The organism is Mesorhizobium sp. ESP-6-4 (genome assembly GCF_020164735.1).
GTDB lineage: Bacteria > Pseudomonadota > Alphaproteobacteria > Rhizobiales > Rhizobiaceae > Mesorhizobium.
This window is the reverse complement of record NZ_JAIUGS010000010.1, coordinates 130,693-146,429: the sequence shown is the minus strand read 5'-3', so window position 1 is coordinate 146,429 and position 15,737 is coordinate 130,693. Positions and strand designations below refer to the sequence as shown.

Annotated in this window: 19 protein-coding genes and 2 pseudogenes; 11 read left to right on the top strand and 10 right to left on the bottom strand. The window is 59.5% G+C overall.

Annotation, left to right across the window (positions count from 1 at the left end):
- Positions 1-246 precede the first annotated feature (246 nt).
- The gene (locus LB523_RS19340) at positions 247-825 is read left to right on the top strand and encodes an MFS transporter (RefSeq protein WP_224606016.1); all 579 of its coding nucleotides are present in this window, start codon (positions 247-249) and stop codon (positions 823-825) included.
- 22 nt (positions 826-847) lie between these two features.
- The gene (locus LB523_RS19335) at positions 848-1,423 is read left to right on the top strand and encodes an MFS transporter (protein ID WP_224606014.1); all 576 of its coding nucleotides are present in this window, start codon (positions 848-850) and stop codon (positions 1,421-1,423) included.
- 568 nt (positions 1,424-1,991) lie between these two features.
- Here the strand turns inward: LB523_RS19335 and LB523_RS19330 are convergent.
- Positions 1,992-2,375, bottom strand: a complete 384-nt coding sequence (locus LB523_RS19330; RefSeq protein ID WP_224606012.1) for a GFA family protein — start codon at positions 2,373-2,375, stop codon at positions 1,992-1,994.
- A 573-nt stretch (positions 2,376-2,948) separates the two neighbouring features.
- On the opposite strand from LB523_RS19330, the gene LB523_RS19325 reads away from it, so the two are divergent.
- Positions 2,949-3,152, top strand: coding sequence for a KTSC domain-containing protein (locus LB523_RS19325; RefSeq protein WP_224606009.1), 204 nt, complete (start codon positions 2,949-2,951; stop codon positions 3,150-3,152).
- 174 nt (positions 3,153-3,326) lie between these two features.
- Here the strand turns inward: LB523_RS19325 and LB523_RS19320 are convergent, their stop codons facing one another.
- The 3 genes from LB523_RS19320 to LB523_RS19310 are packed head-to-tail and all read right to left on the bottom strand — an operon-like array spanning position 3,327 to position 3,929.
- Positions 3,327-3,521: a hypothetical protein gene (locus LB523_RS19320; RefSeq protein ID WP_224606006.1), complete on the bottom strand. Its 195-nt coding sequence runs from the start codon at positions 3,519-3,521 to the stop codon at positions 3,327-3,329.
- Positions 3,518-3,790 carry a hypothetical protein gene (locus LB523_RS19315; RefSeq protein WP_224606003.1) on the bottom strand — a complete coding sequence of 91 codons (273 nt, stop codon included), beginning with the start codon at positions 3,788-3,790 and terminating at the stop codon, positions 3,518-3,520. Before LB523_RS19315 ends, LB523_RS19320 begins: the two co-directional genes overlap by 4 nt.
- Positions 3,741-3,929, bottom strand: a complete 189-nt coding sequence (locus LB523_RS19310) for a DUF3606 domain-containing protein (RefSeq protein ID WP_224606001.1) — start codon at positions 3,927-3,929, stop codon at positions 3,741-3,743. Before LB523_RS19310 ends, LB523_RS19315 begins: the two co-directional genes overlap by 50 nt.
- Before the next feature lie 98 nt (positions 3,930-4,027).
- On the opposite strand from LB523_RS19310, the gene LB523_RS19305 reads away from it, so the two are divergent.
- Positions 4,028-4,282 carry a hypothetical protein gene (locus LB523_RS19305; protein WP_224605999.1) on the top strand — a complete coding sequence of 85 codons (255 nt, stop codon included), beginning with the start codon at positions 4,028-4,030 and terminating at the stop codon, positions 4,280-4,282.
- Positions 4,283-4,336: 54 nt separating this feature from the next.
- Here LB523_RS19305 and LB523_RS19300 read toward each other — a convergent pair whose 3' ends face one another.
- From LB523_RS19300 to LB523_RS19290, 3 genes are all read right to left on the bottom strand, one after another.
- Positions 4,337-4,600, bottom strand: coding sequence for a hypothetical protein (locus LB523_RS19300; protein WP_224605996.1), 264 nt, complete (start codon positions 4,598-4,600; stop codon positions 4,337-4,339).
- Positions 4,601-4,613: 13 nt separating this feature from the next.
- Positions 4,614-5,204, bottom strand: coding sequence for a hypothetical protein (locus tag LB523_RS19295; RefSeq protein ID WP_224605993.1), 591 nt, complete (start codon positions 5,202-5,204; stop codon positions 4,614-4,616).
- Between the two features lie 238 nt (positions 5,205-5,442).
- Complete coding sequence (locus LB523_RS19290) at positions 5,443-7,401, bottom strand: sensor histidine kinase (RefSeq protein ID WP_224605990.1); 1,959 nt, start codon at positions 7,399-7,401, stop codon at positions 5,443-5,445.
- Between the two features lie 475 nt (positions 7,402-7,876).
- Between LB523_RS19290 and LB523_RS19285 the strand changes: the two are divergent.
- Together LB523_RS19285 and LB523_RS19280 are read left to right on the top strand one after the other, a co-directional pair.
- Positions 7,877-8,041 (top strand): annotated as a pseudogene (locus LB523_RS19285) (NAD(P)-binding protein); the annotation flags it as partial.
- Between the two features lie 189 nt (positions 8,042-8,230).
- Positions 8,231-8,500, top strand: coding sequence for a hypothetical protein (locus LB523_RS19280; protein WP_224605987.1), 270 nt, complete (start codon positions 8,231-8,233; stop codon positions 8,498-8,500).
- 430 nt (positions 8,501-8,930) lie between these two features.
- On the opposite strand, the gene LB523_RS19275 is transcribed toward LB523_RS19280, so the two are convergent.
- Positions 8,931-9,569 (bottom strand): hypothetical protein, encoded by a 639-nt coding sequence (locus LB523_RS19275; protein WP_224606050.1) that lies wholly within the window; start codon positions 9,567-9,569, stop codon positions 8,931-8,933.
- A 183-nt stretch (positions 9,570-9,752) separates the two neighbouring features.
- Between LB523_RS19275 and LB523_RS19270 the strand changes: the two genes are divergently transcribed.
- On the top strand, positions 9,753-10,325 hold the full coding sequence (locus LB523_RS19270; protein ID WP_224605985.1) for a DUF1003 domain-containing protein: 573 nt from the start codon (positions 9,753-9,755) through the stop codon (positions 10,323-10,325).
- Positions 10,326-10,482: 157 nt separating this feature from the next.
- Here LB523_RS19270 and LB523_RS19265 read toward each other — a convergent pair.
- A pseudogene (locus tag LB523_RS19265) lies at positions 10,483-10,842 on the bottom strand (GNAT family N-acetyltransferase); the annotation flags it as partial.
- Between the two features lie 538 nt (positions 10,843-11,380).
- Between LB523_RS19265 and LB523_RS19260 the strand changes: the two are divergent.
- From LB523_RS19260 to LB523_RS19245, 4 genes are all read left to right on the top strand, one after another.
- The gene (locus tag LB523_RS19260) at positions 11,381-11,665 is read left to right on the top strand and encodes a hypothetical protein (RefSeq protein WP_224605983.1); all 285 of its coding nucleotides are present in this window, start codon (positions 11,381-11,383) and stop codon (positions 11,663-11,665) included.
- A gap of 312 nt (positions 11,666-11,977) precedes the next feature.
- Positions 11,978-12,733 carry a DUF4142 domain-containing protein gene (locus LB523_RS19255; RefSeq protein WP_224606049.1) on the top strand — a complete coding sequence of 252 codons (756 nt, stop codon included), beginning with the start codon at positions 11,978-11,980 and terminating at the stop codon, positions 12,731-12,733.
- A gap of 25 nt (positions 12,734-12,758) precedes the next feature.
- Entirely contained in the window at positions 12,759-13,364 is a 606-nt protein-coding gene (locus LB523_RS19250; RefSeq protein ID WP_224605981.1) for a general stress protein, read from the top strand.
- Between the two features lie 197 nt (positions 13,365-13,561).
- Positions 13,562-13,816: a hypothetical protein gene (locus LB523_RS19245; RefSeq protein ID WP_224605979.1), complete on the top strand. Its 255-nt coding sequence runs from the start codon at positions 13,562-13,564 to the stop codon at positions 13,814-13,816.
- Positions 13,817-14,401: 585 nt separating this feature from the next.
- On the opposite strand, the gene LB523_RS19240 is transcribed toward LB523_RS19245, so the two are convergent.
- A complete protein-coding gene (locus tag LB523_RS19240) occupies positions 14,402-15,286 on the bottom strand; it encodes an SIR2 family NAD-dependent protein deacylase (RefSeq protein WP_224605977.1) in 885 nt (294 codons plus the stop codon).
- Positions 15,287-15,737 lie beyond the last annotated feature (451 nt).

The following is a 15,737-nucleotide window of genomic DNA, read 5'->3' as shown; positions in this document are numbered from 1 at the left end:
ACTCCGGGCTAGAAGCGGAGAGCCTGCGCAATGGTGCGCCTTCGTTATGGGCGTTGCCGTCGGCGTGGGCTTCGCCATCGTCCACGCCTTCGCGGCTGGATCAGAGTGGGCGCATGCCGCGGATCCGGTGAGCCGACGCAGGAGAAAAAGCGCGATTTTGCTCCACTCCTTACCGCCTATCAAGCTACATGTCGCTCTGCTAATATAAAAATGCCGCAGCATCGCGCGGTGGCTGGGAGGATCCAAGTGCCAAGCCGCTGGACCATTCTTGCCGTTTTGTTTGTCGCCCGTGCCGCCTTCGCCTTTCAATTTGGCAGTGTGGGGGCTGTAGCGCCGCAGCTTCGCCAGAGCCTCGGTGCGAGCTTGGCTGACATCGGCATCCTTATCGGAATCTACTTTGCGCCGGGCGTCCTGCTTGCCTTCCCCGCTGGTACGATCGGACATCGCCATGGCGACAAGGCGACGGTCCTCGCCGCACTCCTGGCGATGCTGACTGGCGAATTGCTGATGACCTCGTCGGCATCATGGAGCGTGCAAATCGCAGGCCGACTGATTGCGGGCACTGGCGGCATTCTCTTGAGCGTTCTGATGACCAAGATGGTCGCCGACTGGTTTGCCGGCAGGGAAATCGCAACCGCGATGGCCATTTTCGTCAACTCGTGGCCGGTAGGCATCGCAATTTCGCTCATGCTCTTGCCATGGATCGGAGCGAGGTTCGGCCTTCCTGCCGTCAACCTTGCCGTCGCAGGGTGGATCATGATCGGCTTCGGCCTGATGGCGTTTTTTCTACCGCGCGCCCGAGGCGGTTGTCTCCGTTGGTGGTGAACCAGGCAGTGTGACCTCGGAAATGGTCTATGCGGTGATTGCCGCTAGCTCGATCTGGTGTCTCTACAATCTCGGTTTGGTGATGATCTTCAGTTTCGGCCCAACGATGCTCGTCGAGCGAGGCTGGTCCATGGCTGCAGCTGGATCAACGATCAGCATCGTCCTCTGGCTCACGGCGCTTTCGGTTCCCTTAGGAGGCTTGCTCGCTGATCTGACCAAACGCGGCGAAGCTATCATCGTCGTAGGCTGCATCGGCTTTGCGTTGCTGACGGTTCTCCTGTCGCGAAGCGGCCAGGTGCTTCCTGCCGTCATTGCCGTTGGGACCATTTGCGGCCTGCCGGCCGGCGCCATTATGAGCCTACCCGCGCGTGTGCTCGAGCCGAAGACGCGGGCGATCGGAATGGGAATTTTCTATACGGCTTTCTATGCCGGGAGCCCGGTTGGGTCCGCGATCGGGGGAACGCTCTCCACGTCGCTCGGCTCCGCGAGCGCCGCGCTCGACTTCGGCGCCGTCATGCTCCTGGTTTGCCCAGCCATTCTGTGGGTATTCCACCGTGTCGTTGCTGGCCAAAATCCGCCGGCCATACCCTTGATGTAAACAACGGATGGCGTATGAGGCGCTTCACCAATGACCGGGATCACAATTCGCTTGGCTCAGCCCGGCGATGAAGTGGCGCTGCAAAGTCTCCTTGTCCGGCATACGGATAGCTCCCTTTACCTGCGCTAAATTAGAGCCGTCACCCCCGCCGCTTCTGGCCCGAGGGGCAGCTCCGCTCGAGCGAAGTCGATCGACGGCTCGTACGCCCTCCAGATGGCAGAGACATAAGCTTCCGTTGCCCGGTGGAGAAATTGGCCCAGGCGGATTTCGGAAACTTCGGGAGGCTGCTTGTAGAAAGTCGACCTGCTTTGCCCTTATCCTGCGGCTCGGTGGGCGATCTCATAATCCCGTCCGGTGGGTCCAGTCTCGGTGACATTCGGTCGCCTGAGCCGTGACTCGACGCGACGCAACTCGTTTGCCGTAAATTGGCGGCGTGATCGGCTCGTGACTGGGCGCGTGACAGCACCGTCAAAACGGCCAGTTTCGCACAGCCGAAGCGTGCAGGCCAAGAAAACTGGCAACCGACGGCGGCCGTTTGAGGCCCCATTCGAGCGCCTGCCGGCTGAACCTAGCCATCCTGCTCCTGCGGTAGGCCGTCGGTCAGATCGTAAAAATCGGACTTCGAGCCGACGAAAATATGCTTGACAAGGCGCAGGCCGGTCGGTCGGTCAAGGGTTCCGGCTGCGACGAAGGTTTCAATGCCCGGAGCCGCCTTCCAGAATAGATTACCACCGCAGCGCGAACAGAAGCCCCGCTCGACGTCATCTGACGAGCGGTACCAACTGAGAGTCGATGACGCTAGCAGTCGGAGATCTTCCGAACGACAGGCCGCCATAGCCGCGAAGTTGCCGCTGGTGCGGGCGCATTGGGTGCAGTGACAGGCTATAGGCTGTGCAAGCTCGCCCGCTATTTCGTAACGCACAGACCCGCATAGACAACGACCCGATGACATGGAGACCTTACCCGCAGAGGAAGATATTGTTCCATGAAGTTGCAAGCCATTAGAGCGTTGAGCTGAAGTAGCGGCCAGAGTCTAGGCGTCTTCTGAATCCGCTCGCGGCCACGGCGAAGGGCTTCAGATATGCAAATCGCACACCGCCGCTCGACCAGCGTGGGGTTGCTGGTCAGCCAAATCGCTCCGCTCCAAAATGCGCACAAAGTAGCTGATCAGGCGGCGGAGATCGGATCTTCGTCGATTATCTGCGCAACCAGCGCGGCGCAACGGCAATCATGCCTTTTAGCGCCTGCATTAGGTGAGCTTTGTGCGGCATTCCTGGGTGCGGACCATCCCGGAAAAGGGGAGCACAAGCAGATTGTGGGAAGATGCCCGTCGGCTTCGGCCGGCGGGTTCTTCTTTGGACGGAACCTAAAACCCGGACACGCATTCCCCTTCCATGTTCAAGGACAAAGAAACCCTTGTTGTCGAAACGTGTTTGCTTGTAGCCATTCCAGTGTCGATAGGCATGGCCGTGCTCTCGGCTGCCCTGTTCCACTGACGAGTACCCGGACAAGGGGCTGGCGGCAAATGCCATCCACCTCGATAAAGAAAACAGAATACGATCCGGCAAGCAGGGTCCTCTCGGTGTGGTTCGTGGCCAGCGGCAAGCGCTACGATTTTGAGGAGGTGCCGCCCGAGACATATGCGGCGTTCCGGTCGGCATTCGTCAAAGGTCGCTATTTCAACGACCACATTCGCAATCACTTCCGGTATCGACCTATTTCGGACTAAGCGTCCATCTCAAGCGGCTTTTGCCCGGGCTGTTCGTGCCATATGACTTGGCGCAGGTCTCTCCGGTCCACCATCTGCCCGCAGGTCTCGCGGCGGTAGGTATCGGGCGTGGGAGGTGCACCCGGCTGGTCGTGCATGGTGAACGAGAAGGAGGGCCGAGTTCGGAGAGCTTGGTCATTTGGAAAGCTTCTCGACAGTCTTGACGATTGCCGCTGATATCGCCTCAGCCTCGTTAAGTAGCGACGGGCCGTAATGACCGTTCACTTGGTCTTCGCTCGGCAGAACGCCAGGCGGGCAATGCTCCTCGATCGTCGCCCTGATCAGCTGGAGCACGACGCGGCAGTCCATGTCGTTCATCCGGCTGGTCATTTGGAGAAATCCCGCGCCACGGGCTCGGCCAGACTGAACTCGAAGACACTGTTCTCTTCCTCGTCGACGACCCGGAACCAATGCTCCTGCAAGGCTCTCGGTGAGATTGGCGCGCCGGCCACGTGCTCGGCCGCCTTTATTGGCTCGTCGACATCCACAGTTTGCGCTGAGACGACCTCTTCGCCGCACAGCTCTTCGACCTGATATCGAGGCATCTTGTCACCGCCGCCCGAAGGCTTTCGCCACGCGTTCGAGCGTTTCGCGGTCATTGCCGTGCTTCTTGATCAACTCGCGTATCTGCTGCGGCGTCAGCGCGACCTTCTGGGCGAAATGCTCCACCTCATCGTCTTCCTCGGCGGAAACCCGATCGCGTTCGCGGAAGTCGCGCTTGCTCTTGTCGTCCACCATGTCGGTTTCTCCTGACTGGCAGAAACACCCACGTTGCCCTCTTGTTCCACCTCTTTAGCCGGTGCTTGTCGCTGGGTCGGGAACATAGTGGAGTGTGCGTGCTTCATGACTCCATGAGCACACGCGGTATCAACTTCGTCGACCGATGGATGGCAGAGCACCTGCCGAACGCGATCACTGATGATCCGGTCGCCGTGAGCGACCTGGCGGACGAACTGATGAAAGCTGCCGAACAAGCAGGCATCCCGGCCGCCGAGATCACCGAGGAAATCGACAGTGTCTTTGAAGTGATTTTCGAAGCGATCGAGCACCAAAGGCCGCTTGGCGCCATCGGCTTACGGGTCAGTCGATAGAGGTGATGGATTTCCGCCAAGGTAGATATCGAGTTTAGCGCCCGCACATTGGTATCACTCCATGTCGGGCACATCGCCGCTCACAAACAAAGTGTTTGGCGGGCCGTAGTCCCCAAGCGCCGGATCGGCATCCCGGCTCCAGGCGATGACGCCAACGTGTTTGCCAGCCAGTGCTTTGGCGGTACGGGTCGCCCGTTCTTCGCTTTGCTCATCGGCCGGGCCGTACATCGGAAATAGCTCGCCGTCGTCGCCGCGGTCGAATGCGACCACAACAATCAGCTTCGGCTTTTTCTGCCCAGGAAGGACGTCGTTGGACATTCAACGGCCTTTCTCAGTTGAGCGGCGCTGATTCCGCTTCAAGAGCGTCGATGGCGTCAAGCACCGCCTGGCGCTTTGGCTCGACGGGCTCATATGGGTGGAACCCTGCGAGTGACAGCGATGTATAGGCAACGGTTACGGCGCTAACGAGTCGCTGCACTTTCGAACTGTCCGGAACCTCAGCAGTGGCGGCTAGAGCAAGCAAGAAGACCCTATCGTCATGGTACTCGTGCTCGCCGTCTTCGGCCTGGATGATGGCGCGCATCCGACTGAGTGCAGTGGTACGGTCGGCGAGCTGCATATCCGGATTATGCAGCAACTGGATGCCGCTGACCTGCATGCGCTTCTCGTCGGGCCACCCCTCACAACACGCCTTAATTGCGGCATTGCTAGCTGCCCACCAAACGTCAGCGGCAGCATATTCCCGTTCCGATGGCTCTTGGTCCGGTGGGAAACCCATCTCATCCCAGCCTTCGACCGCGAATGAGCCTTCAGCCGCTTCCTCAGGTGTCAACCCGGAACGCTCGATCACTTCCCGAGCAGCGTCCAGACCCCGCTGTTTTTCTTCTGGGCTCGCGCGCCTTGCATCGATCAAGATGTTCATCACCGGCCTCCCTGTGGCTGCCATCCCCACAGTGAACAAAATAGGAACAAGGTTGTCAAGCGCTCCCTTGACCGGTTAGGGCCAAGTTGCTCATTCCAGCTGATACCGCACCAACCTGAGGAATGGCGGCGAGGAGCAAAATCATTGTCGCGTCCTCAACGATTAGGACCGCACCGCCGAGACCCCGAGCGAACCCGAACGCCCGATCGGAACTTATGTTCCGTGAGCGTTGGGGGTGTTATCTTTCCTCGCTCAAGTTCATCCGGAACGCACAATGTAGACCAGCCTGATCGTAGGTGATCTTCACCCCACCAGCGTTCTTTCCCTCGAATACCCGCTGGAGCAGTTGCGTACCAAATCCAGTTTTACCCGGGGTGACAGGTGGACCGCCCTTCTCACGCCAATCGAGCTCAAGAACCCGGTCGCCTCCAGCCTCCTGCAGCTTCCAATTGATCGCGATCGATCCCGTTGCGTTTGAGAGCGATCCATATTTGATCGCGTTTGTCGTCAGTTCATGAAGCGCTAGGGCGAAAGCGAGCGCGATGTTGGGTGGAAGCCAGACTTGTTCTCCGCCGAGGTCGAAACGGTCGAGAGATGCATGCGGCTCAACGGCGGCCGCAATCAGAGCGCTGAGGTCGGCGCCGCTCCAGTTCTCACGGGTCAAGATGTCGTGCGCCTTTGCCAGGGACACAAGTCGGCTGGAAAGCGCCTGACCCGCCTGTGCCAGGCTGCTGGCGTTGCGCATAGTTTGGGCGGCTATGGCCTGAACCACCGCAAGGGTGTTCTTGACCCTATGGTTCAGTTCATTGACGAGCAACTGGCGCTGTTCCTCCCCCCGTTTGCGGTCAGATATGTCCAGGCTGATCTGCACTGCGCCCACCACCGACCCTTCCGAGCTGCGAATGGGCCGCGCGCTGGAAAGCAAATATCGCTGCGCCCCTGATGGCAGAGTGTATGCAAATTCCTCGTTGGTGGTCTCTTCGCCTCGCATTGCCTTGCTAAGCGGGCGGTCCTCCCGGCTGATGGTTTGGCCGTGTTTGTAGGCAAGAGTGTCGATCACCAGATCCGGCTTCCCAAATGGCCTTTGCGGCGGGGGCGACAGACCCATAAGTTCCGCCGCAAACCGGTTGCGGATAACCTGGCGAGCTTGCGGGTCATAGGTAAACCAGACCGCAGCGGGAACCGTCTCTAAAACCGCTTCCAACTCGCGCGTGCGCTCCGCAATTGCATGCTCTGCCGTGATCATGGCCTGCCCAATCGTGTCGAATTCCGCGACCGAGGTGAGGATCGGCTCCACGGCGCGGCCGTTGCCGAGCGCATCGGCTCGCTCGACGAGATCTGCGGTGGCCTTGGTAAACCTCCGGCCGACGAAGTAGGCCAGAGCGAGCGAGAAAAGCAGCGCCGAAAGACCGATCCCTCCGATCTGCGCGAGCGACCACCAGAGCGGTGCCTGGACCTGGGATAGTGGAATGTTGGCGGTGTAGAACCAGCCAGAATAGGGTGATCGGTAATATCCAGCCAGCAATCTGTTCCCTTCGAAATTCTGAGACTGGAAGGTTCCGGAGCGGCCTACGACCTTAGCCACGTATTCAGGCAAACCGGGCCTGCCGGTCACCTGATCATGCAATTTGGATCTGGCGACATATTTTCCCTCGCGGTCCCCGGCACCGACCGTCCACCCCTCCGGAACCGCTGGCAGCATGACAAGGCGGATGCGTTCGGTAGGAACTGATATCGAAAGGAACAACGGTTGGCCGTTGAACCCCGATACCTGCGTGGTGACGGCGACGCGATACTCGTTAGCCCTGTGCCCGGCGAACACGTTGCTGACGAGAATTCCAGCCAGTTTCAGTTGCTCGCGGTCATCAACCGTGAGCGGTGTTGTCAAGGAGGTATCGGAGGCCAGCTCAGGTCCGGTGCTTGCCAACTGGCGACCGTCCAGATTCCGCAGTGTGATCACCTCGTTCGTCCCTTGGACAAGGCGGCGCGCCTCGGAGCCAAACGCCAGCAAGTCTCCCCTGGCCAGAGCGGGGGACCTGGAGAGGCCGTCCAGAACCGTCTTAAGATTGGAGAGTTCGCCTTCGACCACCAGCGACACCTGTCGAGCGGTCCACAGGGCTTCCTGCTCGATCCGTGACCGCTCGTGCAGTGCGTATGTCACCAGCAGATGGGCAGCAAAAAGCCAGACGGGCAACACGGCTGCCGCGATTAGTCCAAGCAGATGGGCTCGTGCCGATCGACGAGACAATCTTCTCCCCCGTCACCCCCAAGAACACCTTAATCCCATGTGCGCGAACGACAAGCGCGAGGAGCAACGCGAGGCACCGCATTTGCGGCATGCGTTGGCTATCGTCGATCTTGAGGACAACCAATCGCGGGCCATCCCAGAAGGGCGGCGGGTGCGTTTTGGGGAATGTTGCTGAACCAAATAGCGGCCCCGGGCTTTATGAAGTGGGAGAGACGGGATCCCATAGGACTGTGTCATCATGATCGGACCAACGTCAAAACTTCCATTCCCTGTGCGCAAATTGGGGAGGCGAGCCCCCTCGCCTGGAAGCGTTTCCTTATAGACAGCTGCGAAGACAGGGCAGTCCCAGGCACGCCAATCCGCAAGGCTGCAGCCTGTCACGACCCATTCTCTGGGGTTCAGGTGAGCTCGTTGGGATCAAGTCATGACTGATCAGGGACATCATCGCTCCGAGGAAAATGACTGCTTGATAGTTGGAGGTGGCCCCGCTGGGCTCGCCGCCGCGACCTATCTCGGCCGCTTCCGGCGTCGAGTTGTTGTTTTCGATGCCGGTGAAAGCCGCGCGAAGCTCATTGCGATTACCCGCAACTGCGCATCAACGAACCGTTGTGCCCAGTCTCTATGCCGCTGGTGATGTGGTGAACGAAATCAACCAGATCGCGGTAGCCTCCGGCCACGCTGCGATCGCAGCCACGGACATTCACAATCATCTTGCAGACACCAACCACAGCTTTCGTCACTGATCGCCATGCATCTTGTTCAAATACTGCTTCCCTGCATGGACAATGGCGGCCAGCCTTTCGCCCAAGGGGACTTCGAGAGGGTAAAGGAAGAACTGGCGAGCCGCTTCGACGGCGTTACCGCCTATCTTCAGGCGCCTGCGGATGGTTTGTGGAGAAAGGGGGCCGAGTCAAACGCCGACAAGATCGTCATCTTTGAAGTCATGACCGAGGAGATCGACCTACGTGAGTGGCGTGCTCGCCGTACCACGCTGGAGCGGCGTTTCCGGCAGGACAAGGTGATTATTCCTATATGCCGATCACGCTGATCTAGGTCGCGAGGTCCGATAGAGAGGCTTGAAGCGCTGGTCCACGCAGAAGATGCCTCCGCGGCGGCAAGAGAAGCGCGATCGCGGTTGACAGAAATTGATCCCCGCGGCTCTGAAATGGATTCGGCCGCCGTCGACGATTTTCTCACTGAGATGTTAATAACGGCGTTCGTCGCCAAAGCGTTCGCGGGCGGGGCTTTGGAAGCCGCTCGTCGGCTGGGCCAGAGGAGACCGTCCAAGATCAAGTTGCCGTCGGTGATTCTGCCCGCATGATCCCGGTAAGCCGGTCGGGCAAGGTCACGTTGCCACGATCAAACGATGCCCCCGACAGCGCGTCAGAGGCGGCCACCGTCGCGGCGCAGTCACCATCGGCCCTCGCGGCTGGCCTCCAGCGGAAACCCTGCTGATCACGCACGATGCGACGAGCCGGTCAGCGCAGCAGCCCTTCGCCCTCAAAATCTTCCCAGCCGCGCAGCTTGGAAGGGGGATCCTCGTTCCTGCTGCTGTTGGTTGAGCCTGCCGGTCCGCGCCCTCTCTTTTGCGCGCGCTTCAGGGCTGCCTTTGCGGCGGCGCGTCTCCGGTTCTCGGCCGCCGTCGCCGCGTCTTCTTCGCGCCAGACGGTCACAAGATCGCGATCGAGCAAATCCTCGATGTGACGTGGGTCGAACACGTGGAAGGTGATCTTTCTCGCGCGTCCGCGAAGTTTGACGGTTCTGGTCCCCGCGCTCTGCAAGCGACCGTCCTTCAGCCAACGGTGCCGCTCGCCGGACGAGATTGTAAGGATGTCCTCCACTTCTCGAGGGATTACCGGGAGATCTTCGATATTCCGCATGACCTCGGACACAATTGCCGCTGCGGCTTCAACGTCGAGGTCAGAGCCCTCAGGCAGCCGCAAGCTGAGCACTCGGGACTCTAGGTGGAGCAGCGTTTTCAAGGACAAGGGAAGACGCGCGCGCATCTCGAGGAAGATTCCCCTTGACCGGACCGACGATCCAAGCGTCGCCGCCGGAGAAAGAGTCCACTCTCCAACCAGCTTCGCGGTCTGGTCGATTTTTCGGCGCACAGGCATGGCCGCTAAATAGGTTCTACGGGCACGCAACTCAACGCCGAGGAATGACGAGCGGTGGTCCGCAGGATCATCAATGCGGCGGCGGCATTGCGGACAGGAACATGGATGCGCACGTTCGAAGCCGAGCAAAATGGAGCGAATCGTCAAACCGGGAGTTAGGCAGCCTGGATGGGAGAGACAAGAATGAGTCCTACAACCGCCTCCGACAGCAAGGGCTACGTCACGCCAACCACCTCGGCGGCGGAAGGCCTCACCCCTGCTCTGGCGCGGAACATAGAGGCGTTGGTCGCGAGACGGAAACGCGACGCGAGGTCTGCATCCGTGGAGCAACGCACGGCCGCAGCTATCAGCAGCTTCGCCGGCAGCATGATGTTCGTCTATATTCACCTCATCTTCTTTGGGGCGTGGATCGCACTCAATCTCGGCGTCGTAACCTTCATAAAGCCGTTTGATCCATCGCTGGTCATCCTGGCCATGCTCGCCTCGGTCGAGGCGATCTTTCTGTCGACGTTCGTTCTGATCAACCAGAACCGCATGGCGGCCGAGGACAATGCCCGGGCAGACCTCGATCTGCAGGTCAGTCTGCTGAGTGAACATGAGACGACCAAGCTCATCAAGATGGTCGAAGAGATTGCCAAGCGGCTGGACGTGGACACCAAAGGTGACGACGAGTTGAAGGAACTCAAGCGCGACGTGGCGCCCGAAGCTGTTCTGGACAAGATCGAAGAGGCGGGCGAGCTGGCGGCGCCAAGTTGATCCCGCAGCCTGTGCTGGCGCTTCGGCACTCGCCAACCAGCGCGAGGTTCGCTTTAGCTGCTACTTTCCCTGAAGCGCTTTACGGCTGTGCCAACCGCAGCTCTCGTCCGAACACCACCACGCCCGCTCGTAACCACGGCGCGAAAGAAGGTGATTTCCCGAGGGTTTGGCTTGCTAACGCATGGATCCTTGGCGAGCCGCCATTCGCAAAATCAGCGAGGCGTTTGCCCAGCGACATGGTCAGCACCGTGTCGAAGACCGGCATTCCGGCATGTGACAGGAAGGCAGCGAACTCGCCGTTGTGCATGTGAGTGTCGACTCTGAGGAAAGACCCCGAATGGTCGGCTAGGTGCGGCCGGACAACTGCCACGGCATCAGCATCGCTTTCGGCCATGACCGGTCCTACGACATGGCCTCGCCCGAACGACCGGCAGAGCGCGAAAGCGTTCAGCTTGTCATTCTTGAAAAGACCATAGCCGGTTGAGTGCGCGAAGAGTTTTTCAATAAGCGCTGTCCGCCTCCATGCATGATCGGCGAGACCCCGACGAACGGGCGCTAGCACCCTTCCGCCCTTAACGACCGCACCATGCCAACTGCAATCGGATCGTAGGGCTCCTTTTCATCACGGTTGTAGTTGATCGTAAACAGCGCGGCACGGTCGGTGCATACTTTGATGGTTCGGACGTATCTGATCTGGCCGCCCCTTCGCAGGTGGAGCATACCAGTCCCGTTTGCCACAGTCTGCGGCTTCGTGCGACGACGCGAACTGGTACCTGCAAGACTGCTCGTGGGGTGGAAAGCTCGCCGAGACAAGGATGCCATTCCCTGCGAATGTTTATGCTGAAGATATATAAAGGGTCGTTGGCGTCGGGAAGCCCCATGCGTAAGATGCAGACAGGTTTCGTGGAAACGCTGATCTGTGTCTTGGTAGTGTCCTCCTGGCCTTTTGCTCCTCTAGCTGCGTTAGATGCAAATCAGCCCACGGAAGTCCCTGCCTGCCATCCCATGACGGCAGCCAATCTGGCACTCGCGCGTCTTCCGAGTTTCCAAGGCGCTTGGGCCAAACCTATGTGCTCGCTGGGCACCTCGTGGTGCATGGCGAGTCGGTCATCGAGGGCGAACTCGAATACTTCCGAACTGCACCCTATGCCATGTGGAGGGTCAAACCTTCGCAGGGCAACGCACAGTATTTGGATTGGCATCAGCTCAGGGAAGAACTGGTCGATGATGTGAAAACCGCCGTGATCTCTTACGTCAAGTTTCATCCGGAGGCTGTCATGAGTTATGGTCACCGGCGGCAAGGACATCCGTCTCGCCGCCCCGCTACCGCCGAGCCGTAAGCGTGACGAGCAGAAGGACTAACCGAATGAAATGGCAGGCCATACCCGCCGTTGCATTGCTGATGGCGATGCGCTCTACATCCTGCAAACGGCGGCTGACCGCGGCTAGGGTCGAACGCGACAGAAGAGCCGGCCCGCGCTTGGCTCGTCGCGATTGGGGCGGCGCGAATCTCGACGCACCTCGCCCTTACAGACGACCTAGCGCCGCCTCCTGAGCAAGAGGCATTCCTTTAGTGGCCTAAATCGTCGTTGGACCGGAACAAAGGGGTCTGGCGCTTGTTGAGTGACACCCATTCAGCAAGGAACTTATCGATGAAACACCGCCTTCTAATGACAGCGCTGTCCACCTGCGCGGTCCTGACATTTGCCGTGCCGTCCTATGCCGCCGATAAAGCTCAGGACTTCGTCGACAAGGCCGCCGCCGGAGGCATGTTCGAGGTCGAGTCGAGCAAGATCGCACAAGGCAAGGCTCAAGATGAGGCAGTCAAAGATTTCGCGCAGAAGATGATCGACGATCACGGCGCGGCAAACGCCAAGCTGGAGACGATCGCCGGCGAGCAGAAACTGAAGGTGCCTGCCCAGACGGACGCCGCGCACAAGAGCGAACTCGACACCCTGAACACCGGCAAGGACGCATTCGACAAGTCTTACGTGCAGATGCAGCGCGACGCACATGCTGACGCTGTGAAGCTGTTCGAAGGCTACGCCAAGGACGGCGACAATGCTCAGCTCAAGACATTCGCGCAGCAGACGTTGCCGACGCTCAAGATGCATCAGGAAATGATCGAAAAGATCGCATCCGGCACCAGCGACAAGTCTTCCACGACGAGCTCGACGACGCCCGCGGTGTCCACGAGCGACACCAATAATCCGGCCGCGCCCGTGCCTGGCGCCAACAGCTTCACCGAAGCGCAGGCGAAATCGCGGATTCAGGATGCCGGCTTCTCCAATGTCAGCGCGCTGACGAAGGACGACCAAGGCATCTGGCGCGGCACCGCCCAGAAAGACGGAAAGCAGGTGACCGTAGCGCTCGATTTCCAAGGCAACGTGGTTGCCGGCGCTCAATAACCGAACTCAGAAATGGAGTGAAACAATGACCACTGTCACCGGACTTTTCGATGACTATCAGGACGCCTCCGACGCCGTGAGCGAATTGGAAGCCATTGGCGTGCCGCGAGACGACATCAGCATCGTGGCCAACAATTCCGACAATTGGTATCGGCAGGATGAGACTTCAGAAGCCGGCGAAGATGCCGCCGCTGGTGCCGGCCTGGGAGCGCTCGTCGGCGGCGCGGGCGGCCTGCTCACGGGGCTCGGGATCATGGCGATCCCCGGTGTCGGGCCCGTTGTGGCCGCAGGCTGGCTCGCTGCTACGGCTGTCGGCGCGGTTGGCGGCGCTGTGGTTGGTGGAGCCGCAGGCGGCATCGTCGGGGCGCTGACTGAATCTGGCGTTTCGGAACGTGACGCCCATGTCTATGCCGAAGGCGTGCGCCGCGGAGGCAGTCTGGTGACTGCCAGAGTGGACGATCGGCTGACCGGCGAGGCCGAGCGCATCCTGCGAGGAGAGCGTTCCGTCAATCTTGACGAACGGCGCAGCGCTTACGAGTCCGCCGGATGGACAGGATTCGACCCTACCGCAGCGCCCTTTGATGACATCCAAGCGGAACGCGATCGCGTTCGCCGAACGACACCGCTGTAATCGATGAGGCCCCGTGGAACTCTCCACGGGGCTTTTTCTTCTCGGGCAGGATCGGGTCGTCACCGCTCGCGCAAGTCTCGAAGAGAACGTTCGGCTTCTTCCTTGAACTCGCTCCCAGAGAGAAGTTTTTCGACCTGCCAATTCGGCGGAACCGACGAACGAGATTGCCGTTCTCTCATCCCAATCAGGACCGCTCAATGTTCAATCTATGGGTCGATCTCTCACTTTCGATACTGGAGGCGCAGCAAGTGATCTGGCTTAGAGGTATGCGAATTGCTAGTGGCGGCAAAGCGGCTGAACGCGAAGCTAAGTTGATGATCAGTGAAAAAATCGAGGCTGCCGGCCGCTCAATTATGATGCTCGCTGTGGGCGCGCCAGCAAACAAGTTTGTAAGTTACTATGGCGGGAAGATTAGGGCCAATAGAAAGCGACTGTTGCGGTCGCCTGCTTGACCTAGCAGCTTGCGATCCGCCACAATGCAGTCAGCCAGGTTACTATCGGACGAGCGGATTGTTTAGCCAACGCGGCGTAGGTTCTTGCGCGACTGGGCCCCAAGGTGTCAATAAGGTCAAACTCGTTCACCATCGCTCTCTGGAACAGATAGACCAACGTTAACGGCGACGTTCTGCGCATCGTCCGAGTCGAGTTAATGCCCGTCCTGCTTGCAGCGTGGTGCAGAACGCGAGTGAGCATGTCGAGGTGGGAGGGTTCTAGGACTTGGCTGTGCATCTCAGCGCCTCGTGTTTGGGCGAGGGAGATGTCCGCGGCCAGCGTCCGTGCGCCATGACAAAACCGGACGGCGTACGAACCTTAAATTAGGCCTTTCGGTGCGGTCGGCCCATTTGAGGTTGCGCACAAGCGACGGCCTTTTAGAGCGCGTGCCGGAACATCTATCCGCTGAAAAGTTGGCCTGCGATTTGTTGCTCGATGTCACGTGAGCTCCGTAAACGCAAGCCATATGTAGGCCAGCGTAAGCTGAAGCAGCGCCCGAACCTAAGAAACCTTAACCTATCCACCCCATCTTCGGCGAGCCGCCGTCACTCGGTGAGGGTAGGCCCGGCCCCACCTCGCCTCCCGGCGGCAGACCCGGGCCGACTCATTCCGTTGGCGTATACAAGGTCAGCGAGGCGAGAAAGGAAATTAAGGAGTCCCGTCTCAGGATCTGGATCGTCGCCCGTCACCGCCGTAATGCCCCAACGCGCCAGCACAGCTTCCTCGACAGGATCACGATGTGCCATGAAGATAAACGAGGGGGGCCGATCCGCCTCATAGCCCGACCGGCTCCAAGTCTGCCAGAGCCGATGCAGAAGCAGCCGGATGTTCAGGTCGGAAAGGCTGTAGCCAATAAACAGAACCGTACTGCCCAATGCGTCCGAACGGAATCTCACGTCTAGCGGCGAGTCGAACGACAGTCGATCAAGATAATCGGTTTCCGTGAGGACTAAGGAGGAATCGTCATCGAAGTCGCCATGGAACTTCACGATATAGGGGACGTCCCTGCGAGCCTTCGAGACATCCCTCGCATTGGCCACCTTCACGTATTCGACGCCATGTATTTCAAAGGCGACTTCAAGGTTTCGATCATAGTTCGTCGTATAGATCACCGGGAAGTTCAGCGCGACGATGAGACGGTGCAATTCGGACTGTTCGATCTTATCGCGGCTGACGGTCCAGTGCCGGTCCATCCAACTGCGCAGCGGTCCGATGCTGCCATGCTCAATGCGGTAATACTCGGCCAGAGTCTGGAAGCGGCCGCGTTGCCTGCCAAGGTCCGCTTCCAGGCCGAGTTCATCCGCCATTCGCTCGATCAGCTTCTCCCAGGACGGCAGGCCGACGCTCATCGAGACGCCTGCCCCAACAAACAGCACCGCGTCGCGTTCTCGAATGGATTTCGCGAGCGGAACAAGAGGATCGCTGGTCATTGCCGATCCAAGAGAGGATGATTGCCCGCCACTGGATCGGCAGTCGTCTCAACGGCAGCATCGACACCTTGTACGCCAACGCGCCAATCACGTCCTGCCCAGCTGTTGCTCTTCCCGGATCGACGCAATTTTACCTACCAAGCGGCTTGTGCGAGAGTTCCCTCAACTCCCGCTCGTCTGACATGCCGGTCATGAAATTGGCGACCAGTCGCAATGAGCGCCCCTCTCTTTGGGCTTCGCTTTCATTGGCCGTTGCGCCAGCTTCCAGCACGTGCCTCAAAAACCTCACCTTATCCGGCGTGAATGTGCCCTTCGAACTCTTGTGATTGGCATCGTCTTCTCCATAGGCGAGCTGATCTGCATCGCTTGCCGAAATGCGATTGGGATCCCGGACGTCGCTTTCAGCGCTGTCACGAAACTGAAAAGAGTCATACGGCCGCGCACGACGTGC